Source organism: Bacillus sp. FSL W8-0640 (assembly GCF_038007725.1).
Classification (GTDB): Bacteria; Bacillota; Bacilli; order Bacillales; family Bacillaceae_G; genus Bacillus_A; species Bacillus_A cereus.
In genome coordinates, this window is the sequence record NZ_JBBOXT010000001.1 from 3460134 (window position 1) to 3483623 (window position 23490).

Here is a 23490-nt window from a genome sequence, read left to right on the forward strand (position 1 = left end):
GTTATTCCACCTCCGTCTCCATAATCATTTCATTTTCTAAAATATTTCCTTCTTCTTGCATACCAAACTGTACATTACGTTCAATCCATTTACGGCGCGGTTCTACTTTATCGCCCATTAATGTTGTAACGCGACGCTCTGCTCTTGCTGCATCATCAATTTTCACGCGAATTAATGTACGCGTTTCAGGATTCATTGTTGTTTCCCATAATTGATCCGCATTCATTTCACCAAGTCCTTTATAACGTTGTAACATATAGCCTTTTCCAACTTTTTTCGTTACACCGTCTAATTCCTCATCTGACCAAGCGTATTCAATTACCTCACTCTTACCTTTTCCTTTACTTACTTTGTATAAAGGAGGAAGTGCGATAAACACTTTACCAGCTTCGATAAGTGGCTTCATATATCTGTAGAAGAACGTTAATAACAATACTTGAATATGAGCCCCATCCGTATCGGCATCGGTCATAATTACAACTTTATCGTAGTTAATATCTTCAACATCAAATTCATTTCCTACACCGCCGCCAATCGCATAAATGATTGTATTAATCTCTTCATTTTTAAAGATATCAGCAAGCTTTGCTTTTTCTGTATTAATTACTTTACCACGTAACGGTAATACGGCCTGGAAACGTCGGTCTCGTCCTTGTTTCGCAGAACCACCGGCAGAGTCACCCTCTACTAGGTACAGTTCATTTTTTTGCGGGTTACGTGATTGTGCAGGTGTTAATTTCCCGCTTAACGTACCTTCTGATTTTTTCTTTTTCTTACCACTACGCGCTTCTTCTCTTGCTTTACGGGCTGCTTCACGGGCTTGTGCTGCTTTAATTGCTTTTCTCACAAGAAGTGTAGCTACATCAGGATTTTCTTCTAAAAAGTATGCTAAATGCTCAGATACAATGGCATCAATTGAAGAACGCGCTTCACTTGTACCTAGTTTCCCTTTCGTTTGCCCTTCAAACTGAAGCACTTCTTCTGGTACACGTACCGAAACGATAGCCGCTACACCTTCACGAATATCTGTGCCTTCTAAGTTTTTATCTTTTTCTTTTAATAGTACTACTTTACGAGCATACTCGTTAAACACACGCGTCATCGCTGTTTTAAATCCAGCTTCGTGTGTTCCACCATCTTTTGTACGTACGTTATTTACAAACGATAAAATGTTTTCTGAGTAGCCATCGTTAAATTGAAATGCTAGTTCTGCTTCAATTCCATTTTGTTCACCAGTGAAATATACAACTGGATGAATGGAATCTTTTTCTTCGTTTAAATATGAAACGAAAGCTTCAATTCCCGTTTCATAATGAAATACATCCTCTAAATCATTTCGTTCATCTTTTATTGAGATTTTCATTCCTTTTAATAAGAATGCAGATTCACGTAATCTCTCACATAATGTTTCATAATTATAATTTGTTGTGCTGAAAATCGTTGTATCTGGTTTGAAATGCATCGTAGTACCAGACTCTTTCGTCTTCCCGATTTTCTCAAGCGTCGTTACAGGAACACCGCCATTTTCAAAGCGTTGTTCGTAAATATTTCCGTCACGCTTAATCGTTACGACTAACCATTCTGATAAGGCATTTACAACCGATGCCCCAACCCCGTGCAAACCACCACTCGTTTTGTAACCACCTTGACCAAACTTACCACCGGCATGAAGTACAGTTAAAATAACTTCAGGTGTAGGTTTCCCAAGTTTATGCATTCCCGTAGGCATTCCTCGCCCTTTATCTATAACGCTAATACTATTATCTTTATGTATTACGACTGAAATTTCGTCGCCAAATCCCGCTAACGCTTCGTCAACGGAGTTATCTACTATTTCATATACTAAATGATGCAATCCACGGCTGTCCGTGCTCCCGATATACATACCCGGGCGTTTTCGAACGGCTTCAAGTCCTTCTAACACTTGAATCGCATCTTCATTATATTGGAACTGATGCTTCGCCAAACTCCTTGCCCCTTTCCTAATCCAAAATCAGAACATATGTTTCTATTATAGAATAACGCCTCGACTATAGTTTTGGCAAGTTATCTTATCTCTTTTATATACCATTTTCAATAGAAAAATCCTTGTTTTCTCACAAGGATTCCTCTAGGCTACTATTTCAGAAAAATAATCGTTTGTCAACGAGAAATGGATATGTATTCCAAGATTACACATTCCAAACCTTTATTATGATCCAAATGATCAAGATCCAAAATGGGATTACAAATAACAACCCCCAAAAACAGCCTTTAAAAAATCTCATGATGAACACCTCGTTCATCGGCCCTACTTATCTATAATGAGGGCTGAATCAATCTTTCTACCTTTAAATCTATACTATTTTGTCATCGCATGTTCTACTTTAATACAACGATCCATTATTACAGTATAGTCTTTTTCTTTTAAAAATTTGTATGTATCCTCATCTTGTACTCCTAATTGTGCCCAAAAAACATCTGCATCAATCTCTACAAATTCTTTTGCAACATCCATTAAAAACTCTGAGCGACGAAATACATTTACTATGTCAACGTGTTCCTTAATATCCTTTAGTGAAGAAACTGCCTTTTCTCCAAGCACCTCATCTACTGTTGGATTAACTGGAATAATGCGGTATCCAGCATCTTGCATTGCTTTTGAAACCATATACGATGTACGTTCTGGCTTATCTGATAATCCAACAACCGCAATTGTTTTGCTTTTCTTTAACACTTCACCAATTTCCGTACGAGTTGGGTTTTCAATTGTCATAATTAATCCCTCCTATTCCTTTAGTATAGCCGATAAAGAAAGTCTCTTTCAATATGAAAGAGACTTTCTTTTATTTCGATTATTGATTCTTTGTAGCTGAATTATCTGCTAAAGTAGCCGATTTCGTCATTTTTTGACCGTTACGGTAGAATGTAACTTCTACTTTCTCGCCTACTTTTTTCTTTTCATATAAATATTTACGGAATTGAAGCGCATTCTCTACTTTTTGATTATCTAATGCTACTACAATATCATATTGCTCTAAACCAGCTTTTTCAGCCGGTGATATTGGGTAAATTTTACCTAATACAACACCATTCGTTACTTCTTTCGGTACTTTCAATTGATTGACTGCATAAGCTTGCACATCTTCTAATGAAACGACACCTACTCCAAGCGCTGGACGTTTCACTACTCCGTCTTTTTCAAGTGATTCAATAACTGGCTTTGCGATATTAATTGGAATAGCAAATCCAATTCCTTCAACTTCTTGTTGTGCAATTTTACTTGAGTTAATCCCAATTATTTCACCATTTTGGTTAAATAATGCACCACCACTGTTACCAGGGTTAATCGCTGCATCTGTTTGAATAACTTGTGCTTGCCAATCTGGTCGTTTATCGCCATCAATATCAACTGGAATTTCACGTTCTTTACTACTGATTATACCTTCCGTTACACTTCCATCAAAACCTAGTGGGTTACCGATTGCAATTGCTTTTTCACCCGCGCGGATTTTACTTGAGTCACCTAAAGTTGCAACTTTATTCACATTAGCCCCGTCAATTTCAACAACAGCTAAGTCTAACCAAGGATCTTTCCCTACTAACTTTGCATCTACCTTTTTACCATCACTTAGTTTTACAGCAAGTTTATTTGCACCATCTACTACGTGGTTGTTTGTTACGATATATGCTTTATTCCCTGCTTTTTTATAAATAACACCTGATCCTGAACCAGCTTGTTGTTCTTGACCTGTCGGTTGCATTGCAAATGGATCAACACTTTGTTGCATATTAATAACACCTACAACAACATCTTTCGCCCCTTCAATCATACCAGGTAAATCAGTTTCATTTTTCGCTTTATTTACAACAGGAACTACAGTACCTTCTACTTTTGAATCCGAACTAAATGATGATACTGGCGCTCCATTATTTTGAGCCCATGGCATATATGGTGCTGCAAAACTAATCGAAACCGCTCCGACTACAGCCCCCACTAAACCTGTGAAGAAATAGCCTTTTTTACTACCTGATTTTCTCACTTCTCTCGTTTCACTATGCTCTTCATTTAAATTTGGTCCGTCGTAATATCCCATGTTTTATTTCCCCTCTCTGGTGAATTCGTATTTTCAGTATAGTCACGTTTTGTGTCCTTCTTGTGAACTCATCGTGAAATCTAATTAAAAAAATACTCCTATCTAACATTGTAGACAAAAAAAGTATTTTTTGTACATTCTACCTTCAAAAGAGAGTATAAAATCGCCATTTCCCTAGGCTAAATTACACAAATCGTTCTAGATTATTCTTCAAATTTATAACCAACTCGAATAACAGTACCGATATGCTTCGCTTTATCTCCTAGCTTATTTCGAAGTTTTTTAATATGGGTATCAACCGTTCTGTCATCACCGTAATAGTCATATCCCCATAACTGATCTAATAAATGTTGACGTGATAACACGATTCCTTTGTTCTCCATTAAATACACAAGAAGTTCAAATTCTTTATGTGTCAATATAATTTCTTCTCCATCTACTAAAACAGTTCTAGATAGACGATTTACTTCTATTCCAGCTAAAGACATAGCATTTTCTTCCGCTACTCCTACCGCACCATCCGCACGTTTCAATAACGTCTTTGCGCGAGCTACTAATACTTTCGGGCTAAATGGTTTCGTTACATACTCGTCTGCACCTAATTCGAAACCTAGCAATGTATCATCCTCATCCGAACGTGCTGTCAACATAATAATTGGTACTGCTGATTCTTTTCTAATTCTTCTACAAACAGACCATCCATCTATTTCCGGTAACATAATATCTAACATAATTAAATCAATTTCATGCTCTGCAAATAACTCTAACGCTTTTTTTCCATCTTCTGCTTCGATTACTTCAAAGCCTTCATTACGAAAATAATCACTAACAATTTCACGTAATCTTCTTTCATCTTCAACAAGCAATACTGTTTTATTCATATAATCTATCCCGCCTTTTTACTCTTTCAATCGAATAATACGTTGATTGGAGCTTCCGCGAAATGGAAGTGTTAAATCTTTTTTCTCAATTTCAAACCTTCCATCGACTAAAACATCCCCATAATGTAACAACTCTATCATATCATTATTTTGAGAACTCTGTATCTCTTCTAACGTATAACCTGTATACATCCATAGGTTTTTTTTCAAATCTTTCACGATTTTTGCTACCTTTTTCACTTCAGCAGCTTGAAAAAATGGATCTCCACCTGAAAATGTTACATCAGTTAATGGATTACTTGCAATCTCTTTCACAATTTCTTCTACTGTCATTTCCGTTCCATTGCAAATATTCCACGATTTCGGATTATGGCAACCAACGCAACGATGCGGACAGCCCGCAAAAAACACGACTGTCCGCAATCCTTCTCCATCTACTACACTATCATGAATAATATTCATCACTTTCATTTATGTTTCACCCGATCTATCTCTTCACTACGTTTCGCACTATTCCACTTCGACATATCTCCTACAAGATAGCCTGTTATACGGCGAATTCTTTCTATATTAGCCTCATCTTTATTCCCGCAACTTGGACATTCATTCCCAATAACCCCGTGATAACTACAGCACTTACAACGGTCAACAGGATGATTAATTGAACCGTATCCAACGCCATGTTCTGCCATGGCTTGTACAATTTGTTTTAATGCCTTTTTGTTATGCATTGCTGCTCCATCTAGTTCAATATAAGTAATGTGTCCTCCATTACAGAGAGCGTGGAACGGGCCTTCTAAACGGATTTTATTTATCGCTTGAATGTTATAATAAACTGGAATATGGAATGAATTCGTATAGTAATTATGGTTCGTTATACCGTTAATTTCACCAAATTCTTCTCTATCTTTTTTCACAAACTTCCCTGATAATCCTTCTGCTGGAGTTGCAATTACTGAGAAATTCAGTTGATGTTCTTCTGTCGCTTTATCCATTCTATCTCTCATAAAGGAAATAATTTCATACCCAAGTTTCCATGATTCTCCATCTTCCCCATGATGCTTTCCTGTTAAAGCTACTAAACATTCCGCAAGACCGATAAAACCAATACTTAACGTCCCTTGTTTTAAAATCGAGGCTACGGAGTCTTCAGGCTGCAACGTTTCTCCACCACGCCATACACCTTGTGAATATAAAAACTGAAAATCTCTTGCTCGCTTCGTACATTGATACGCATATCTTTCTAATAGCTGCTTAATTCCTAAATCTAAATAATAGTTTAGCGCTTCAAAAAACGCTTCTTTTGAACCACTAATTAACGCTAATTTCACTAAATTAATAGACGTAAATGATAAATTCCCTCTACCAATCGCTGTTTCTTCTCCATGTATATTAGACATAACACGGGTACGACATCCCATGTAACATACTTCACTTTCTGGTCTTCCATCATAATGTACTGCATTAAACGGAGCATCTAAAAATGAAAAGTTAGGGAACAATCGTTCAGCCGTTGTCTCTAATGCTAATTCAAATAAATCGTAGTTCGGATCACTTTCTTCAAAATTCACACCTTTTTTCATCTTGAAAATTTGAATCGGAAAAATCGGTGTCTCTCCTTTACCAAGTCCAGCTTGTGTCGCTTTTAAAAGTTGTTTAATTAACATTCTTCCTTCTTTTGATGTATCTGTTCCGTAATTAATAGAAATAAACGGTACTTGTCCTCCGCCCCTACTATGCATACTATTCGAATTATGAACGAAAGCCTCACACGCTTGATACGTATCATTTTCCGTTTCTTTCCATGCGAATTCTTCTATTTGTTCTTTCGTAAGCGGATATGATTGTAATCGTTTTTTATGTCTCTCAATTGTTTTTCGTACATAAGGTGCTAAATCAATATCAAAGAGTGCAAACGATTGACCACCATGCTGCATATTTTGATTCGCTTGAAAAATAATAGACGAAAGAGCCAATGCACTTTTAATGTCTTGCGGTTGTCTCATATGTCCATGTCCAGTATGAAAACCGTTAGCAAGCATTTGCGCTAACGGAATTTGTGAACAAGTCGTCGTTCCTGTTGCATAAAAATCTAAATCATGTGGATATAATATATTTTCATTTATCGCTTTTTTCACTTGATCTGACAATAAATTCTCAACAGCATAATATTTTGCACTCTCAGATGCGAACGTTCCCATTACGCCCATTGGAGAGCGGCCGTCTACATTTGCATTTTCTTGCATCAAATCTTGTTCATTGCCGTGGACTATTGTCTCAAACACTTTCATTAATTCTTCTTCTCCACGTGTATTATTTTGTAACATTTATAACCCTCCACCAATATGTTGTTATCTTTTGATTAAAATGTTACTACATATAGTCTTACTGTTTCTGTGAGAAATGTAACATTACTGTGAAATTTTTTTCACGAAATAATGAATTTTTCATTTACAAAAAAGAAATGTGCTCTTTACAAATGTATGGTACAATATACGGGAAAAACTCTTTTTACCCTTTATCAACACATTTGAATAAAGGAGACTGAACTTATGGTTACTACATATCTTTTATTTATCGTTGCCTACTTACTTGGCTCGATTCCATTTGCACTAGTTGTTGGAAAAATCGGCTACGGAATCGATATTCGTGAGCACGGGAGCGGTAATCTAGGCGGAACAAACACATTCCGCACATTAGGGAAAAAAGCAGGTTTTACCGTTACAATTGCTGACATTTTAAAAGGGACATTAGCAACAAGTCTACCAATGATTTTCGGATTAGATATTCATCCACTATGGTTCGGGTTAGCGGCTGTTCTTGGACATGTCTATCCAATCTTCGCGAAATTCCGCGGTGGTAAAGCAGTTGCAACTTCTGCTGGGGTGCTATTATGCTATTCACCAGTTGTTTTTGCAATATTGGCTGTTGTATTTTTCACCCTTTTATTTACAACAAGATACGTATCACTTTCTTCTATGGTAACAGCAGTTGTTGCTGTTATTGCATCCATTGTTAGCGGGGATAAAATCTTCATTATTGCGATGTGTTTATTAGCAGGTATGGTTATTTATAAACACCGTGCAAATATCGGACGAATTATAAATAAAACTGAACCAAAAGCAAACTTTTCAAAAAAGCAAAAATAAGATCGTAACCCACATAACGCAAAAAGAAAACGTGAAGCATATTAATAGCGTCTTTTTGCGTTATTTTTTATACTAAAGAAAAAGCAACATAATTTGGAGGAACTATACATGAATCTTTCCGTAACAAAAGAAGCAGCACAATGGTATAAAAATGAATTAAACTTACAATCAAATGAAACACTACGCTTTTTCGTACAATACGGTGGTTGCAGTACTGTGCAAAAAGGACTTTCTTTAGGGATTCGTAAAGATGATCCTGCACATCCTGCTGTTCAAATTCAAGAAGAAGGTATTAACTTCTTTATTGAAGGCGATGATGAATGGTTCTTCGATGGACATAATTTATCTGTTACACTTAACGAAGGTGACGACTTCCCACAATTTAATTATGAAAAATAAAAAAACGTGGCTTCTGCCACGCTTTTTTATTTTTTCTTAATTTCCTCATATTTCGCATACCACTCAGGATATAACTTTTTAAATGATACAGGGCGGAACCCTTCTTTTTTCGCACAAATATTCGTCGTACTTGCAGTAATACAAAGTTCACCATCACCATTATATATTTCATATCCATATACAACGCGAAGTGGGCTCACAGTATCTACCCATGTTTTTACGATTGCTTTTTCTCCGTAACGCATCGCTTTACGGTATGAAATTTGTAAATCTAACACAGGAGAAATAATTCCTTCTTTCTCCATTTCAACATATGAAAAACCTAAATCTTGTATAAGTTTCGTGCGACCTAACTCAAGCCACACTAAGTAGTTTGAATGGTAAACAACACCCATTTGATCTGTTTCCGCATAACGGATTTCAACTTCATGTTCTGCTACAAACATATGTATATTCGCCTTCTTTCACTTCTGCTACCTTGCATACATTTAATCATAATACAGTGACATCAAAAATAAAATAAAAATAGTGAATCTTTTCCCGAAAGGAGCAAGCATATGATTCAAATTGTAACGGTTCGTAGCGGTGATAGCGTATATAGCTTGGCATCAAAATATGGATCAACACCTGACGAAATAGTAAAAGACAATGGACTAAATCCCGCTGAAACGCTCGTTGTTGGTCAGGCACTTATCGTTAATACGAAAGGAAATAATTATTATGTACAGCCTGGTGACAGCCTCTATCGGATTTCTCAAACATATAATGTCCCCCTCGCCAGTTTAGCTAAAGTTAATAATTTATCTTTAAAATCTATTCTCCATGTCGGACAACAATTATATGTACCAAAAGGCACAAAACGAGCTGTAGAATCCATCGCTTATTTACAACCTTCCACTATACCGATTAAAGAGAGTTTAGTTAATGCTACACGTGCCATCAATCCATTTTTAACATATTTAGCTTATTTTAGTTTTGAGGCAAAAAGAGATGGCACATTAAAAGAACCTACTGAAACAGCTAAAATTGCTAATATTGCAACGCAAGGGCAAACAATCCCTATGCTCGTTATTACAAATATTGAAAATGGTAATTTCAGTGCCGATCTAACATCGGTTATTTTACGCGACGCAACGATTCAAAACAAATTTATTACTAACATTTTGCAAACAGCTGAAAAATATGGCATGCGAGACATTCATTTCGATTTCGAGAGTGTAGCACCCGAAGACCGCGAGGCGTATAATCGCTTTTTACGAAATGTAAAAACACGCTTACCTAGCGGGTACACATTAAGCACAACTCTCGTACCGAAAACAAGTTCAAATCAAAAGGGAAAATTTTTCGAAGCCCATGATTATAAAGCGCAAGGGCAAATTGTTGATTTCGTCGTCATTATGACATATGACTGGGGTTGGCAGGGCGGGCCACCAATGGCAATCTCTCCTATCGGTCCTGTAAAAGAAGTACTTCAATACGCAAAATCTCAAATGCCTCCCCAAAAAATTATGATGGGGCAAAACTTATACGGATTCGATTGGAAACTTCCGTTCAAACAAGGGAATCCACCAGCAAAAGCAGTTAGCTCTGTCGCAGCTGTTGCACTTGCTCGTAAATATAATGTTCCTATCCGCTATGATTTCACAGCTCAAGCTCCACATTTTAATTACTTTGACGAAAATGGCGTACAACATGAAGTTTGGTTTGAAGATGCGAGGTCTATTCAAAGTAAATTCAATTTAATGAAAGAGCAGGGCATTGGCGGTATTAGTTATTGGAAGATTGGCTTGCCATTTCCACAAAATTGGCGTTTACTTGTTGAAAACTTTACGATTACGAAAAAGGGCTGACAAAAGTCAGCCCTTTTTGTACATTTTGTTAAGATTCATCTTTGATTTCACTTTTTAATGAGTCAATACTTTCTAAACGTCTTTGATTTTTTGCTTCAATAGCAGCACGATCTTTTTCATTAGAAAGTTCCGCTGTTTCTTTTGCTTCATTAAAGTTATCAACTGTATTTTGCACCATTTCTTGTAACTTTTCAGCGTTGTCACTTCGATTATCTGGATTTGGCATGTACTTCCCTCCTAATATTGTATATACACACCATCTTAAATTACCTATCTTTCCTCAAATTTATACATAAAAAAGGAGAATGTAATATTCTCCTTTTCTTTAACCATTATCAACAATCGGTTGTTTACCTGTTTGATCTTGCATTTGCTTTCCTTTATTTCCACCAGCTTTTTTTGATTGTGTTCCAATATGATTCGGTGCAAAGTCTTTTGAATTTTTTTTCGGATTACCCATTACTATCGCCTCCTTAACACTAGTATCGTACTAGTGTTAAGAATTATTCAGCTTGCTTAAAAAGTTTCATTTCATAACGTTTTTCAATGCGCTCTTCAATGCGATCAATTGCCTCACGATCGCTTAATAATTGTTGTTTATTTTCATTTACAAGTTCTTCAAACGATTTACGGCGACTTCTTCTCATGTTGTTCACCCTCTCTCCTTCGCTTTCTTATTACATAGTATGAGCAAACAAAAAACTCTTTAATCAGATTTGCAAGAAAATTTTATGTTTTAGTACTCCTAAAAAACTCCGTGTACAATATATTGCACACGGAGTTTTTTATACCATAATATTTAAATACTCTTTCAACTTTTCATCTGCATTCATTTCATTTTCTTTATAATCATGAAGCGCCTGTAATACAAAATCATACTGCTCTAAAATATAACTTTCTAATTTCATAACATCCTCTAAGCTATTAAGCATAATTCTCGTATTACCAACTTCACTTTTTAACGCCGGTTCACATTTTAAACTTGTACATATTTCTTTCACATCTTCTTCTAATATCTCTGTTAATACATATTTCTTTCGCCCTTTTACCTTTAATCTCATAACTGGATAAAAAGCTTTTATATCTAAATAACTTCCTACGTTCATACAACGTAGCCATTCTACATTACGTTTATTACATGCAAGTATTTCTTTCACCGCTTCATATACCGCAGTTTCATCAAGCATAGCCTTATTTACTTTTCGTTTCCCTTCTTCTTCAATAGCTGCACACTTTTGATAAACAGCAGCACACGTAATGCAATCGTCAAATGCATTATGAGAGCTTAAACGAATTCCAAGCATTCGTTTTAACGTTTCAAGTTTATGATTAGGCGCATGCTTCATGTATTTCTTTGCTAAAAATACAGTATCAATTACTTTATTTTTAGGTTCAGGCAACCCAAGCATATTTACATTACTTTTCAAAAAGCGCATATCAAAAGAAGCATTATGGGCCACAATAACATTTGTATGTAAAAATGCTAAAAATAAAGGTAACACTTCTTCAATCGTCGGTGCATCTGAAACGCGATAATTAGTAATACCTGTTAAACTCGTTATTCGGTCCGGAATTGGCTGCTCTGGATTCACGTATGAAACAAATTGATCTACTAATTCATGATTACGATATTTCACTGCTGCAACTTGAATAATTTTATCATTATAAGGGTTAAATCCTGTTGTTTCAAAATCAATTACAACATAATCTAACGGTAAGGATACATTCCCCACTCCATACACTCCTTTATCTCTAAACGGTTATATTTCTTACATCATATCATGAAGTGATTACTACTTGAAAAAGAAAAGGCAGAAATGGGAACTCTCCATCTCTACCTTTTCACCATTATTTTAATTTAGCAACTCTTTTCTCCATCTCTTTTTGTGTCATCGGCCCAATAAACTTATCTTGAATGACACCTTTTGTATCTATAAAATACGAAGTTGGAATCGTAATTACTTTATAAGCTGTTGTCACATCAATGTTCTTGTCCAATAAAATAGGAAAAGTAATTCCTTTTTCTTTAGCAAAATTGCTTACCTTCTCTTCCCCCCCACCTTTTTCTGAAGGCGTATAATTGACCGCTAAAATTTCTACGTTCTCTTTATGTTCTTTATAGAAAGCCTCCATATCAGGCATTTCTTGCTGACATGGTCCACACCACGTAGCCCAAAAGTTTAAAATTACTTTCTTTCCTTTTAAATCCGATAACTTTACATTTGTCCCATCTAACTTCGTTAATGTAAAGTCCGGTGCACTCTTCCCTATCTCAATACCATTCCTTGCGATAATCTCTTTCATCGCAGCTTCACTTTTTTCTTGCTTCACTTTTACCGCCTGCTCTTTATGACCAAACTGTTCATAAGCTGCATATCCCGCTAAACAAAGTAACACTACAATAATCGTAAGCTTCCGCCACATTTTATATCACCCTAACGTATTATCTTCTTTTAACACATTCATCAAAATACTATATACCTTATTTTAGCTTATACGGACAAGCTTGGAAATATTCACATTCTAAATAATCAGAATTTTTATAACTAAGATGAAATATTTACCTTTTAATCATATAATTAGAAATACATAGAACATTTTACAATGAAAGGAGCTCTCATGAATTTATTTAAAAAAATACTTCTATATATTCTTAGTTTTATATTTTCCCCAATCGGAATTATCACATGGATTATCTCACTATTTAGTAAAGATCCTGAAAAAAACCAGTTGGACATATTTGTCTCTATATCGCATTAATCTCATTTATCCTTTTGGCAGGCCTCGGCATTATTACTTTTTTCACGATGACTACCATTACTACTATAGAATAGCTATAGAAAGGATGATTGTTTTGGGAGAACACCCTATCACCAAAGAGCTACGCTATATACGAATATGCTTAGTTATTTTAGTAATCGTTCTTTTATTTTTCAACAGTGAAAAAGTCGTTGAAATTTCTACAAATCATGATTCCATAGAAAATGTTCCCACCAGTAATATGACACAAATCGCGGAAAATACATTCGCTATTCAAGAATATAATCCATTACTAAGTAGCGAACATACAATTAAGATTTTCAAATATAATCCAGATACAAATCAACTTACTCTCGTCAAAGAAGTTAATTCTAGTGATTCGAATTCTTATACTTATCAACTTAATGAGACCGAATAAAGTGAAACTTTAATCAGCCCTCACCAATCGGGCTGCCCGGCAAATAGCGGAATAAAGATAAGAGCATTACATATCTCTTATCTTTTTGTTTGCAACTCTTTGTACAATGAGTTGCAATTTAATAATTCTCTAGGATTCCCACATTCCACAATAGTCCCATTCTTTATGACAACAACACAATCTGCTATCATCGCTCTCTCTACATCATGTGTTGCCACAATTCTCGTTACATCTCTTCCTATCCCTTCAATCATATTCCAAACCAGTTCTTGATTGCCCGGATCTAACCCAGCCGTCGGTTCATCTAAAATAATAAGAGTTGGATTTGATACAATCGCGCGCAATAATGCAAGACGTTTTCTTTCGCCTCCCGAAAACTCTTCACCGCTTTTATGTAGCACAGTTTGACTCCCTTCAGGTAACCCTCTAATAATCGGCGTTGCATTTATAAGTTCACTATTTTTTTCTAACTGATTTTCTAAACCCTCTTCCCCGAAATACATATTCTCTGTTACCGTCGTTCGGAAAAAACGTGGTTCTTGCCACACTGTAGTCATACGAGCTTCATTACCATAATAAGCAATGCTACCGTTAGATGGTTTATACAAGCCCGTTATTAACTTTAAAAGCGTTGTTTTTCCTGCACCGCTTTCTCCCACAATCATAACGAGTTCACCAGGACGAATTTGCAAATCAATATTATGAATTCTGCATTTCTCTTCGTCATTCTCCTGAAATGAAACATTTGTTATCCTGATCCCCATCGCTCTTTCTACATTGCTATCTGCTGCTCGTTTATTTAAAAAGCAAAAAGCTCTATTTGCCGAAGCGACTGCAACTTGTGTCATTATTAATAAATCGCCCACATAACGGACAGGGAAAAAGAGCATCTCAATTGTCGCTAACACTGCAATGAGTGAACCAACTTCTATTTCTCCCCTCATTATTTTTTGTGCACCTATAATGAGAACAACAATATATGCTCCTGTTTCAATCACCGTTCCAACTACTCCAATGCAATGTTGCATCATCGTCTTCTTTACTTCTGATTTATACGATTGTGCCGTTACTTCTTTAAATAAGCGAATTGCCCATTTTTCTTTTTGTAAACTCCGCAAATCTTGTATCCCCTTTACAAACTGTGACACCATCTCTACAACACTTGAGTGATTTTTTTGAGAAACGCTTGCAATATCTCTTACCTTTTCTCCCATCAGTATTGGAACAATTGTACTTAAAAATAAAAACGGAGTTACCCACAATATAAACTGTATATCTATATGTTGTAGTGCTATGAAAGCTCCAATAAATTGGGCAATAGCGTGTATATATTCTATTAATATAGAGCCATATAATCTGACCCAGTTCGGAATATCAGACACGACCAAAGTTTCTAACTCTCCTTGCTTAATCTTCTCACTCTCTTCAAACGGTAATGAGAAATAGTGACGCAATAATTCTATACGTTTCGTTTGTAATATACGTTGACTCGCTTTTGAACTTATATAATCAAATAAAAGATTGTTCGCCCACATTAAAAAGTGACTACCCGCAAACAAAGCTATATATACATACGCACCTTTTAGCTCCCTTTGAATAAGATTGTCTACAATTAATCCCATGAAAATTGGGCGAGATAAATTTAAAATGGCAGCAATTATCCCACTACATACAGCTGCTATTACTAATATTTTTTCTTTCTGTAACGGTAACAGAATTCTTTTATATTCTTTCATGACGTTTCCTCCATTTTTCGTAGTAAAAAGAAAGGGATGAAACCAAATGGTTTCATCCCTTTCCATAAAATAAGGAAGCTAACTATTGTTAGCTTCCTTATTGTTCATTTCAATTATTTAGTTCGACACTTTAGACTCTTCAATTTTCTCACGAAGAACCATTTGCAGAATACCACCGTGACGGTAGTAGTCAATTTCTACTTCACTATCGAAACGAGCTACTACTTCAAATTGTTTTTCATTGCCATCTGCATCAGTTGCAACTACTTTCACAAGATCGCGTGGTCTAACTGTTTTGTCGATTTGAATTTCAAATGACTCGTTACCAACAAGACCTAACGTTTCAGCACTTTCGCCATCTTTAAATTGAAGTGGTAGTACACCCATTAACACTAAGTTACTGCGGTGAATACGCTCAAAGCTTTCTGCAATTACTGCTTTAATACCTAGTAAGTTTGTTCCTTTCGCAGCCCAGTCACGAGAACTTCCCATACCGTAATCTTTACCAGCAACAACTAGAAGGCCTGTGCCATCTTCTTTATATTTCATAGCAGCATCATAGATAGACGTTACTTCACCTGTTGGCCAATATGTTGTATATCCGCCTTCTGTTCCTGGTGCGATTTGGTTTTTAATACGGATGTTCGCGAATGTACCACGCATCATAACTTCATGGTTACCACGACGAGAACCGTAAGAATTGAAGTCAACTGGTTGTACGCCGTTTTCTAATAAGTAGCGTCCAGCTGGTGTATGCTTACCGATTGAACCTGCTGGTGAAATGTGGTCTGTCGTTACAGAGTCACCAAATTTACCAACTACGCGTAGGCCTGATAATGTTTCAACTTCACCTGGCTCTTTAGATAATCCTTCAAAGAATGGTGGGTTTTGAATGTATGTTGAATCATTATCCCAAGTATATAACGCTTCATTTGAAGTTTGGATTTCATTCCAACGCTCATTGCTGTTAAATACTTGTGCATATTCTTTCTTGAACAGTTCAGATGTAACAACACTTTGAACTACATCTTCAATTTCTTTAGCTGATGGCCAAATATCGTTGAAGTAAACAGCATTGCCATTTGCATCTTTACCGATTTCATCATTTTTCAGGTCAATATCAACAGTACCTGCAAGTGCATATGCCACAACTAGTGGTGGTGATGCTAAGTAGTTTGCTTTTACAAGTGGGTGGATACGCCCTTCAAAGTTACGGTTACCAGATAAAACAGATGTTACTAGTAAGTCGTTTGCTGCGATTGCTTCTTCTAATTCTGGCGCTAATGGACCAGAGTTACCGATACAAGTCGTACAACCGTAACCAACTGTTTGGAAACCTAATTGATCTAAATATGTTGTTAAACCAGACTTATCTAAGTACTCAGTAACAACTTTAGATCCTGGTGCTAATGATGTTTTTACATACTCAGGTACTACAAGTCCTTTTTCAATTGCTTTCTTCGCAACTAGACCTGCTCCAATTAATACGTATGGGTTTGATGTATTTGTACAGCTTGTAATTGCAGCGATTGCAATTGCACCTGTTTTCATCGTTACTTCTTTATCTTCTAATGTAACCTTCACTTCTTTATCGAACTCTTGCTCATTAAATCCAAGTCCTTGTGTTCCAACTGGTGCTAAAACAGCTTTGTGGAACGCATCTTTCATATCTGAAAGTGGAATTAAATCTTGTGGGCGTTTCGGTCCAGAAAGGTTAGATTCGATTGTATTTAAATCAATTTCTACAAGATCAGTGTAGATTGGATCTTTACTGTCTGCTGTATAGAATAAACCGTTCGCTTTACAGTATTCTTCAACAACGCGAATTTGTTCTTCATCTCTACCTGTTAAACGTAAGTATTCTAATGAAATATCATCGATTGGGAAGAATCCACAAGTTGCGCCGTATTCTGGTGCCATATTTGAAATTGTTGCACGGTCAGCTAAAGGCATGCTCTTTAGTCCATTACCGAAGAACTCAACGAATTTACCAACTACACCTTTTTGACGTAATACTTGCGTTACTTTTAAGGCAACGTCAGTTGCTGTAGTACCACTTGGAAGTGTACCTGTTAATTTCACACCGATTACTTCAGGTACTGGGAAGTATGAAGGCTGTCCAAGCATTCCTGCTTCTGCTTCAATACCACCAACACCCCATCCAAGAACGCCGATACCATTAATCATTGTTGTATGTGAGTCTGTTCCAACTAATGAATCTGGGTATGCAACTAAGTCACCTTCAGCATTTTTCACAGCATGAACAACTGGTGCTAAATATTCAAGGTTTACTTGGTGTACAATACCTGTAGCTGGTGGAACTGCACGATAGTTATCAAATGATTTTTGTGCCCAGCTTAAAAATTTATAACGTTCTTCATTACGTTTAAACTCTAAGTCCATGTTGAATGCAAGCGCGTCTGCCGTACCCGCTCTATCAACCTGTACAGAGTGATCAATTACAAGGTCTACAGTAATTTCTGGATTGATTTTATCAGGATCTCCACCCATGTCTGCCATTGCTTTACGAAGCGAAGCCAAATCAACAACAGCTGGTACACCAGTGAAATCTTGTAAAATTACACGAGATGGTTTAAATGGAACATCGATATCTTGCACATCTTTCGTTCCCCATTTCGCTAAATTTGTAACATGCTCTTCTGTAATTACACGTCCGTCTACTTGACGAAGTACTGATTCAAGTAAAACTTTCACGGAATATGGTAATTGAGATACGTTGCCAACCCCTGCATTTTCAAGCGCTTTCAAATCATAATAATGATACGTTTTTCCATCTACTTCAAAAGTTGCACGTGATTGAAATGGATTATGTTTGACCATTATGTTTCCCCCCTGTTAAACGTGACTAAGTTGTCTGAATATAAAATGTAGACAAACTTTTCAATACCTTACGATAATATCTTATTACAACTTTCTAAATAAGTAAATAATAAGAAACTTATAGATTATCATAAGTTTTCTTTATGTTTCTAAATTTGAATAGTGTTCATGCTCCTTATGAATACTATTACCATAAAGTAAAGTGCTCTATTAGCGCTTTACTTATAGTTCATACACACTATGAACTGCTCATCATTCAACATACAAAAAAATGTTATAGAGGTGAAATAAAATGGGTAAAAGAAAAGCAAATCATACTATTTCAGGAATGAATGCAGCATCCGCACAAGGACAAGGTACTGGTTATAACGAAGAGTTTGCAAATGAAAACTTAACTCCTGCAGAAAGACAAAATAATAAGAAACGCAAAAAGAACCAGTAACGAAAAATCCCAAAAGGAACATTCACCTTTTGGGATTTTTTCTAATGTTTATAACGTAACAATTCTGAAACCGTTACAAATCGATAGCCTTGTTTTTTTAGCTCAGGTAAAATTTTTGCTAGTGCTGCTACCGTTTGACTACGATCATTTCCTCCATCATGTAACAATACAATATCGCCACTTTTAGCATTTTTCACTACATGATTTACGATAGATTCCACCCCTGGATTTGCCCAATCACGTGGGTCTTGATGCCACGACCATAGAACGGTTTGATAACCTGCTTCTTTTGCTGTTTTAAATACAGCATCGTTAATATATCCACCAGGAGGACGGAATAGCAACGGTTCTTTCACCCATTTTTCGAAAAATTTCTTTCCATCCAAAATATCTTTTTTTAATTTTTCATCTGATGAACTATTTGCATATAAATGATTCATCGTATGATTTCCAATCTCATGTCCCTCTTTTAACACTTGTTTCACTAAATATGGATTGCGCTGAACTCGAAATCCAATCATAAAAAATGTCGCTTCAGCCTTATATTGACGTAATAAATGTAAAACTTGTGGTGTATACGTTGGATCTGGTCCATCATCAAATGTAATGGCAATAATTTTTTCATTATTAGGTACTTCCCACGTTACATAGCCAGTTGGTTCTAGCTCTTTTCTGAGCAACATTTTCGCTTCCACTTTTTCAACTTGAAATATATGTACTGCGCATAATAAAGAAAAAACGAATAGAAAAATTTTCTGTTTTCGCATAATGTTCATTAAAGTAAGAGGTTGTCAAATACACAACAACCTAATTTACTTTTCTAATTGATCTACATTTCGCATTATATTTTGGAGATTATTTTCATATTGCTCAAGTTGTGGACGTTGTGTTTCTGAAGCTACCTCTAGTGCATTTTGAATTTGTTCATATGCTTCCTGAACCTCTTGGCGTAATTCTTTTAAATCATGACCGTAGTTTGGATCATTTTTCACAATGTTGTTAAATGCATTTTCTGCTTGTGTAACGCCTTGCTGCGCTGCTTGAAACGCTTGTTGTTTATCTTTATGATATGGCATTATATAATCCCCTTTCTGTAATAGTTAGTCCCAATTATCTTTACCTTTTTTTCTAAAAACATTCTCGTATAAATTTGCAAACTTCTCTCATTCTAAAAAGGAAGAGGAGGTGTCACATACAATGGGAAAAAACAATCGTGAAGCGAAAGAAAAAAAAGGACAACCTGAACCATTAAGCGGATCTCATAAAGTAAAAAACCGTAACCATTCACGCCAAAAACATCATGCGCATCATGATATGTAAAACAAAAAGTGCACACTAGCTATCTTTTCCACATACAATGTTTATATTTTTCCATTTATTCTTCACCCCTAATTCATTCATGCATAACATAGTATGAATTGAGATTTTACGGAGGGTGTCTTACATGGGCAAGAAAAAGAAGGATTGTCTTTTTCATGTTGATGGTTTCGAAGAATGGATGGATCAGTTTTGTTCTGACTCTTGTAGCAACTTTAGTTTCCCAAATCAAATTCATATTGACCTTTGCGAAACTGAACAAGAATACATTTTGGAAACAGATGTACCAAATGCCAATGAACAAAATGTAGTCATTAAAAAGATGGAGACAGGCCTAACCATTTGCATACTTCATAAAAACATTTCTTTGCAGCGAACTATCCCTTTACCCGCTAATGTTATTTATAAGAAGATGCTAGCCTGCTTAGAGAATGGTTTTTTGGCCATTCATATTTCCAAAAATGAAGTTGCTGATAAACATGAAAAGAAAGTTCTTTTTTCAAATTAAGAGTTAATATAATACAAACATAAGCCCCAGTTGGTACTGGGGCTTATGTTATTTCGCATGCATTTCTATATTAGAATTTCTATCATATCTTTTTTTCAATAAACCTTTTGTAACTAAAAGCACAGGAAATGCCACAGTTGAGAATATAGCTAATGTTGAAAATACTGCAAACCCATTTTGGTACCCGTAGTAATCGAGAAGTACTCCTCCAAACCACGGACCTATTACTGCTCCAATTCCCGAAAAGCCCATCGCACCGAAGTATGTTCCTTTTAGATACGCAACAGCAATATCATCAATAAATACATCCGTCATCGAAAACATTAAGACTTCTCCAATTGTAAAAATAATTGTACAAACGGCAGCACCTAGCATGGATTCTACTATTCCAAAGCCAAATAATCCCCCACTCACAAATAAAGCCCCCACCATAATTGATGTTAACGGTGTATACTTTTTACAAATTTGAATAACAGGGTATTGAATAATCACTACAACAATGGCATTTAAAGCGAGCATATATGAGAATAGCTTCACTCCATCCTCAAATATATGTGCATTTGCAAAATATTGAGATACTGTCGTCGTCAAATGTGAAAAACCACAATTACTCAAAATAATACCGACTAAAGCAACTAAAAATACTATATCTTTTCGTAATATACGCATTGCATTTAGCATTGTAACAGGTTTTTCTGTACTTACTTTCTTTTTTTCCATTGGATACTTCTTAAATTGGAACGCTAATATAGCTGTATATAGAATATATACCCCAGCTGCTACTAAAAAAGGAATTGTTGATTTTGCACTTCCAATCTGTAATCCAACAATTGGTCCAATTGCAACTCCAACATTTATTGCACCGTATCGTAAGTTATAGACGAGTAACCGATACTCAGGCTTTGTTAAATCTGATAATAATGCTCTTGATGTTGGCTCAAAAAACGACCTACATAATCCATTTAAAGCGTTTAATAAAAAGAAACTTAAAACATGATCCGCAAGTGAAAAACCTATAAACACAAAAATCCAAACGATCATGGACCAGAGCATAATCGTTTTCCGGCCAAATCGATCTGATAAATTCCCTCCGATAAAACTAGCAAAAACACCAACAAGTGCACTCGTTCCAATAATAGCACCAGTCATTCCAGCTGATACACCTTTAACAGTCGTTAAATAAATCGCTAAAAAAGGGATACTCATTGAAGTAGCAAATCTAGCAAACAATGTCCCTAAAATAATACTCATTCCAAGTGGATGAATATGCTTTAACTTTCCCTTCATCTTTAAACCTACTCTCCCTGTTCTTACATAAAAAAAGAAAGCAAAGGATCTGCTTTCTTTTCCTTTTCTATACTTGAGCTGTTGATACTCGAGCTGTTCTTGTGATATCCATATCTATGCCATATGTAAACTGTAATTCTTTACAAACATCTTTAATTAATATTGCAACATTATACTTCTCATTAAATTGTAAAACGATGTTCTCCACTTCTTCATATGTATACTTATATTCGCCTGTAATGACACTTTTTAGATCAAAGCATTCGTTAATACAAAGTTGTACAAGTAGCTGGTCATATTTCTCTATTACATCTTCTTTCTTCCAAAGTAACTCTTTTACATATAACCGATCAAACTTCACACTTTCTCGATTACAATCCGTTAAAATCCGGGTCATTTCATTTAATTCTCGATACAATTCAGAAATATTTTTGCTTAAACTAAGCAGTTTATCTACGCCATTTTCATATAACATATTCATTCCACCCCCGCATTTTCTTCTTATTATAGCAAGAAAATTCTAAAAATAGTTTCTTTCTTCTGAAATATTAGGAAACTAATTTCAATTGCTTTACAATGAAACTAGTTAATGCGAGAGGAGAAAGAAAATTGGAGCACAAATTATATTACACTGACGCTTATAAGCAAGACTTTACTACTAAAATTATAAAGCAAGATTATGATAAAAACGGTAACTTATACGTTGTTTTGAATGAAACAGCATTTTATCCGACAGGTGGCGGACAACCATATGATACTGGTACATTAAATGATATCAATGTAATCAATGTAGAAGAGATAAACGGAGAAATTCGTCACTACATCGCAGAACAATTACATACAGAAGACGTAGAAGGTAAAATTAATTGGGAGCGCCGTTTTGATCATATGCAGCAACATGCGGCTCAGCACATTTTATCTGCTGCTTTTTGGGACCATTTTAACATACCTACGATTGGATTCCATCTTGGTAAAGAAACGGTAACAATCGATTTAGAAACAGAAAATCTGCATACAGAAACAGTTGAAAAAGCAGTACAAATTGCAAACAAAATTGTTTTTGAAAACCATCCAATCCGTATAGAGTGGATGAACTTAGAAGAAGCGAAAACATTACCTCTTCGTAAAGAACCGAATATGACAGAAAATATACGCGTTGTTATTATCGAAAATTACGACTACAATGGCTGTGGTGGAACCCATCCGAAATGCACTGGTGAAGTTGGTCCTATTCAAGTACTAGGATGGGAGCGCAATAAAGGTGGTATACGCTTAACCTTTATCGCTGGTTGGCGTACACTTAAATTAATGGGGCAACAGCAACAAATTATGAAAGATGTTTCCAAACAATTAAACAGTAGCGAAACTGATATCCCAGCAAAAGTAGCACAGCTTCTTACCTCTCAAAAGGAAAACGAAAAAACAATACAAACAATGAATGAAAAATTATTATTTGCAGAGGCAAATGAATTACTGCAACAGCCCACCAAAATACATGCTGGGTTACTTATTTCTAAAGCATTTACAGATCGTTCTATGCAAGAAATTGCAAAACTATCAGCTATCATTACAGAACAACAAGAGCATGCAATTACGTATTTCGTCATCGAAAATGATGACAAACTACAATGTATTCTCGCTTGCGGAAAAACAGTAACGCTCGATATGAATGCTCTTTTAAAAGATGCTCTTCCTGCAATTGAAGGAAAAGGTGGCGGAAATAAAAAGAGTGCACGCGGCGGCGGAAAAGCGGTGATGAACGGGGACGAGTTTTTAAATCAGCTTGTCTCTTCTTTACAGTCAGCAGTGTAAAACATGTTTATGAA

At 35.8% G+C, this 23490-nt stretch carries 26 protein-coding genes and 1 pseudogene; 9 read left to right on the top strand and 18 right to left on the bottom strand.

Annotated features, from left to right (window positions below; genetic code table 11):
• Position 1: 1 nt before the first annotated feature.
• From parE to N2V80_RS17765, 6 genes are all read right to left on the bottom strand, one after another.
• Positions 2–1966, bottom strand: a complete 1965-nt coding sequence (gene parE, locus N2V80_RS17740) for a DNA topoisomerase IV subunit B (RefSeq protein WP_061655801.1) — start codon at positions 1964–1966, stop codon at positions 2–4.
• Positions 1967–2341: 375 nt separating this feature from the next.
• A complete protein-coding gene (locus N2V80_RS17745; protein ID WP_000151387.1) occupies positions 2342–2755 on the bottom strand; it encodes a CoA-binding protein in 414 nt (137 codons plus the stop codon).
• 79 nt (positions 2756–2834) lie between these two features.
• Positions 2835–4076: a S1C family serine protease gene (locus N2V80_RS17750; protein WP_000542641.1), complete on the bottom strand. Its 1242-nt coding sequence runs from the start codon at positions 4074–4076 to the stop codon at positions 2835–2837.
• A gap of 203 nt (positions 4077–4279) precedes the next feature.
• Positions 4280–4957: a response regulator transcription factor gene (locus N2V80_RS17755; protein ID WP_001044679.1), complete on the bottom strand. Its 678-nt coding sequence runs from the start codon at positions 4955–4957 to the stop codon at positions 4280–4282.
• A gap of 18 nt (positions 4958–4975) precedes the next feature.
• The gene (gene nrdG / locus N2V80_RS17760; protein WP_000867078.1) at positions 4976–5428 is read right to left on the bottom strand and encodes an anaerobic ribonucleoside-triphosphate reductase activating protein; all 453 of its coding nucleotides are present in this window, start codon (positions 5426–5428) and stop codon (positions 4976–4978) included.
• The gene (locus N2V80_RS17765) at positions 5425–7284 is read right to left on the bottom strand and encodes an anaerobic ribonucleoside triphosphate reductase (RefSeq protein ID WP_000940073.1); all 1860 of its coding nucleotides are present in this window, start codon (positions 7282–7284) and stop codon (positions 5425–5427) included. The genes nrdG and N2V80_RS17765 overlap by 4 nt, the downstream gene beginning before the upstream one ends.
• A gap of 225 nt (positions 7285–7509) precedes the next feature.
• Here N2V80_RS17765 and plsY point away from each other — a divergent pair, with 225 nt between their 5' ends.
• Together plsY and N2V80_RS17775 are read left to right on the top strand one after the other, a co-directional pair.
• Positions 7510–8106, top strand: coding sequence for a glycerol-3-phosphate 1-O-acyltransferase PlsY (plsY, locus tag N2V80_RS17770; protein ID WP_000258974.1), 597 nt, complete (start codon positions 7510–7512; stop codon positions 8104–8106).
• A gap of 108 nt (positions 8107–8214) precedes the next feature.
• A complete protein-coding gene (locus N2V80_RS17775; RefSeq protein ID WP_001054453.1) occupies positions 8215–8505 on the top strand; it encodes a HesB/YadR/YfhF family protein in 291 nt (96 codons plus the stop codon).
• 26 nt (positions 8506–8531) lie between these two features.
• On the opposite strand, the gene N2V80_RS17780 is transcribed toward N2V80_RS17775, so the two are convergent.
• A complete protein-coding gene (locus tag N2V80_RS17780) occupies positions 8532–8951 on the bottom strand; it encodes an acyl-CoA thioesterase (protein ID WP_000495812.1) in 420 nt (139 codons plus the stop codon).
• A gap of 111 nt (positions 8952–9062) precedes the next feature.
• Between N2V80_RS17780 and N2V80_RS17785 the strand changes: the two genes are divergently transcribed.
• A complete protein-coding gene (locus N2V80_RS17785; RefSeq protein ID WP_000614862.1) occupies positions 9063–10355 on the top strand; it encodes a glycosyl hydrolase family 18 protein in 1293 nt (430 codons plus the stop codon).
• 28 nt (positions 10356–10383) lie between these two features.
• Here N2V80_RS17785 and tlp read toward each other — a convergent pair whose 3' ends face one another.
• From tlp to N2V80_RS17810, 5 genes are all read right to left on the bottom strand, one after another.
• Positions 10384–10581: a small acid-soluble spore protein Tlp gene (gene tlp / locus N2V80_RS17790; RefSeq protein ID WP_001133511.1), complete on the bottom strand. Its 198-nt coding sequence runs from the start codon at positions 10579–10581 to the stop codon at positions 10384–10386.
• A gap of 99 nt (positions 10582–10680) precedes the next feature.
• Positions 10681–10815 (bottom strand): acid-soluble spore protein SspN, encoded by a 135-nt coding sequence (sspN, locus tag N2V80_RS17795; protein WP_000527987.1) that lies wholly within the window; start codon positions 10813–10815, stop codon positions 10681–10683.
• A 43-nt stretch (positions 10816–10858) separates the two neighbouring features.
• Positions 10859–11002, bottom strand: a complete 144-nt coding sequence (locus N2V80_RS17800; protein ID WP_001254703.1) for an FbpB family small basic protein — start codon at positions 11000–11002, stop codon at positions 10859–10861.
• Positions 11003–11140: 138 nt separating this feature from the next.
• Entirely contained in the window at positions 11141–12088 is a 948-nt protein-coding gene (locus tag N2V80_RS17805) for a 3'-5' exonuclease (RefSeq protein WP_061655803.1), read from the bottom strand.
• 115 nt (positions 12089–12203) lie between these two features.
• A complete protein-coding gene (locus N2V80_RS17810; RefSeq protein ID WP_000269054.1) occupies positions 12204–12779 on the bottom strand; it encodes a redoxin domain-containing protein in 576 nt (191 codons plus the stop codon).
• 195 nt (positions 12780–12974) lie between these two features.
• On the opposite strand from N2V80_RS17810, the pseudogene N2V80_RS17815 reads away from it, so the two are divergent.
• Positions 12975–13189: pseudogene (locus N2V80_RS17815) on the top strand (hypothetical protein).
• An 11-nt stretch (positions 13190–13200) separates the two neighbouring features.
• The gene (locus N2V80_RS17820) at positions 13201–13533 is read left to right on the top strand and encodes a YmzC family protein (protein WP_074595727.1); all 333 of its coding nucleotides are present in this window, start codon (positions 13201–13203) and stop codon (positions 13531–13533) included.
• 77 nt (positions 13534–13610) lie between these two features.
• Here N2V80_RS17820 and N2V80_RS17825 read toward each other — a convergent pair whose 3' ends face one another.
• Positions 13611–15269 (bottom strand): ABC transporter ATP-binding protein, encoded by a 1659-nt coding sequence (locus tag N2V80_RS17825; RefSeq protein WP_000666360.1) that lies wholly within the window; start codon positions 15267–15269, stop codon positions 13611–13613.
• Between the two features lie 117 nt (positions 15270–15386).
• Positions 15387–18110, bottom strand: a complete 2724-nt coding sequence (gene acnA / locus N2V80_RS17830) for an aconitate hydratase AcnA (RefSeq protein ID WP_000238558.1) — start codon at positions 18108–18110, stop codon at positions 15387–15389.
• Between the two features lie 292 nt (positions 18111–18402).
• On the opposite strand from acnA, the gene sspO reads away from it, so the two are divergent.
• Positions 18403–18552 carry an acid-soluble spore protein SspO gene (gene sspO / locus N2V80_RS17835; RefSeq protein ID WP_000518055.1) on the top strand — a complete coding sequence of 50 codons (150 nt, stop codon included), beginning with the start codon at positions 18403–18405 and terminating at the stop codon, positions 18550–18552.
• Between the two features lie 41 nt (positions 18553–18593).
• On the opposite strand, the gene pdaB is transcribed toward sspO, so the two are convergent.
• Together pdaB and N2V80_RS17845 are read right to left on the bottom strand one after the other, a co-directional pair.
• Positions 18594–19319, bottom strand: a complete 726-nt coding sequence (gene pdaB, locus N2V80_RS17840) for a polysaccharide deacetylase family sporulation protein PdaB (protein WP_003284976.1) — start codon at positions 19317–19319, stop codon at positions 18594–18596.
• Positions 19320–19364: 45 nt separating this feature from the next.
• Complete coding sequence (locus N2V80_RS17845; RefSeq protein WP_001146295.1) at positions 19365–19628, bottom strand: hypothetical protein; 264 nt, start codon at positions 19626–19628, stop codon at positions 19365–19367.
• 121 nt (positions 19629–19749) lie between these two features.
• On the opposite strand from N2V80_RS17845, the gene N2V80_RS17850 reads away from it, so the two are divergent.
• Both N2V80_RS17850 and N2V80_RS17855 read left to right on the top strand, forming a co-directional pair.
• Positions 19750–19872 carry a small acid-soluble spore protein P gene (locus N2V80_RS17850; protein WP_000517649.1) on the top strand — a complete coding sequence of 41 codons (123 nt, stop codon included), beginning with the start codon at positions 19750–19752 and terminating at the stop codon, positions 19870–19872.
• Positions 19873–19996: 124 nt separating this feature from the next.
• On the top strand, positions 19997–20377 hold the full coding sequence (locus N2V80_RS17855; RefSeq protein WP_000516731.1) for an Hsp20/alpha crystallin family protein: 381 nt from the start codon (positions 19997–19999) through the stop codon (positions 20375–20377).
• A gap of 48 nt (positions 20378–20425) precedes the next feature.
• Here the strand turns inward: N2V80_RS17855 and N2V80_RS17860 are convergent, their stop codons facing one another.
• Complete coding sequence (locus N2V80_RS17860; RefSeq protein WP_061655804.1) at positions 20426–21664, bottom strand: MDR family MFS transporter; 1239 nt, start codon at positions 21662–21664, stop codon at positions 20426–20428.
• Positions 21665–21731: 67 nt separating this feature from the next.
• Positions 21732–22139, bottom strand: a complete 408-nt coding sequence (locus N2V80_RS17865) for a hypothetical protein (protein ID WP_000965133.1) — start codon at positions 22137–22139, stop codon at positions 21732–21734.
• A gap of 134 nt (positions 22140–22273) precedes the next feature.
• Between N2V80_RS17865 and N2V80_RS17870 the strand changes: the two genes are divergently transcribed.
• Positions 22274–23476, top strand: coding sequence for an alanyl-tRNA editing protein (locus N2V80_RS17870; RefSeq protein ID WP_154695896.1), 1203 nt, complete (start codon positions 22274–22276; stop codon positions 23474–23476).
• Positions 23477–23490 lie beyond the last annotated feature (14 nt).

Excerpts from the sequence above, each read along its gene's own strand:
- N2V80_RS17825 (WP_000666360.1), bottom strand. The coding sequence starts at position 15,269 with ATGAAAGAATATAAAAGAATTCTGTTACCGTTACAGAAAGAAAAAATA.
- N2V80_RS17745 (WP_000151387.1), bottom strand. The coding sequence starts at position 2,755 with ATGACAATTGAAAACCCAACTCGTACGGAAATTGGTGAAGTGTTAAAG.
- N2V80_RS17780 (WP_000495812.1), bottom strand. The coding sequence starts at position 8,951 with ATGTTTGTAGCAGAACATGAAGTTGAAATCCGTTATGCGGAAACAGAT.
- pdaB (WP_003284976.1), bottom strand. The coding sequence starts at position 19,319 with ATGCGAAAACAGAAAATTTTTCTATTCGTTTTTTCTTTATTATGCGCA.
- N2V80_RS17785 (WP_000614862.1), top strand. The coding sequence starts at position 9,063 with ATGATTCAAATTGTAACGGTTCGTAGCGGTGATAGCGTATATAGCTTG.
- N2V80_RS17845 (WP_001146295.1), bottom strand. The coding sequence starts at position 19,628 with ATGCCATATCATAAAGATAAACAACAAGCGTTTCAAGCAGCGCAGCAA.
- N2V80_RS17865 (WP_000965133.1), bottom strand. The coding sequence starts at position 22,139 with ATGTTATATGAAAATGGCGTAGATAAACTGCTTAGTTTAAGCAAAAAT.
- N2V80_RS17850 (WP_000517649.1), top strand. The coding sequence starts at position 19,750 with ATGGGAAAAAACAATCGTGAAGCGAAAGAAAAAAAAGGACAACCTGAA.
- N2V80_RS17775 (WP_001054453.1), top strand. The coding sequence starts at position 8,215 with ATGAATCTTTCCGTAACAAAAGAAGCAGCACAATGGTATAAAAATGAA.
- acnA (WP_000238558.1), bottom strand. The coding sequence starts at position 18,110 with ATGGTCAAACATAATCCATTTCAATCACGTGCAACTTTTGAAGTAGAT.
- plsY (WP_000258974.1), top strand. The coding sequence starts at position 7,510 with ATGGTTACTACATATCTTTTATTTATCGTTGCCTACTTACTTGGCTCG.
- N2V80_RS17755 (WP_001044679.1), bottom strand. The coding sequence starts at position 4,957 with ATGAATAAAACAGTATTGCTTGTTGAAGATGAAAGAAGATTACGTGAA.
- N2V80_RS17750 (WP_000542641.1), bottom strand. The coding sequence starts at position 4,076 with ATGGGATATTACGACGGACCAAATTTAAATGAAGAGCATAGTGAAACG.
- nrdG (WP_000867078.1), bottom strand. The coding sequence starts at position 5,428 with ATGAAAGTGATGAATATTATTCATGATAGTGTAGTAGATGGAGAAGGA.
- N2V80_RS17860 (WP_061655804.1), bottom strand. The coding sequence starts at position 21,664 with ATGAAGGGAAAGTTAAAGCATATTCATCCACTTGGAATGAGTATTATT.
- N2V80_RS17820 (WP_074595727.1), top strand. The coding sequence starts at position 13,201 with ATGATTGTTTTGGGAGAACACCCTATCACCAAAGAGCTACGCTATATA.
- sspN (WP_000527987.1), bottom strand. The coding sequence starts at position 10,815 with ATGGGTAATCCGAAAAAAAATTCAAAAGACTTTGCACCGAATCATATT.
- N2V80_RS17765 (WP_000940073.1), bottom strand. The coding sequence starts at position 7,284 with ATGTTACAAAATAATACACGTGGAGAAGAAGAATTAATGAAAGTGTTT.
- sspO (WP_000518055.1), top strand. The coding sequence starts at position 18,403 with ATGGGTAAAAGAAAAGCAAATCATACTATTTCAGGAATGAATGCAGCA.
- N2V80_RS17810 (WP_000269054.1), bottom strand. The coding sequence starts at position 12,779 with ATGTGGCGGAAGCTTACGATTATTGTAGTGTTACTTTGTTTAGCGGGA.
- N2V80_RS17800 (WP_001254703.1), bottom strand. The coding sequence starts at position 11,002 with ATGAGAAGAAGTCGCCGTAAATCGTTTGAAGAACTTGTAAATGAAAAT.
- N2V80_RS17855 (WP_000516731.1), top strand. The coding sequence starts at position 19,997 with ATGGGCAAGAAAAAGAAGGATTGTCTTTTTCATGTTGATGGTTTCGAA.
- tlp (WP_001133511.1), bottom strand. The coding sequence starts at position 10,581 with ATGCCAAATCCAGATAATCGAAGTGACAACGCTGAAAAGTTACAAGAA.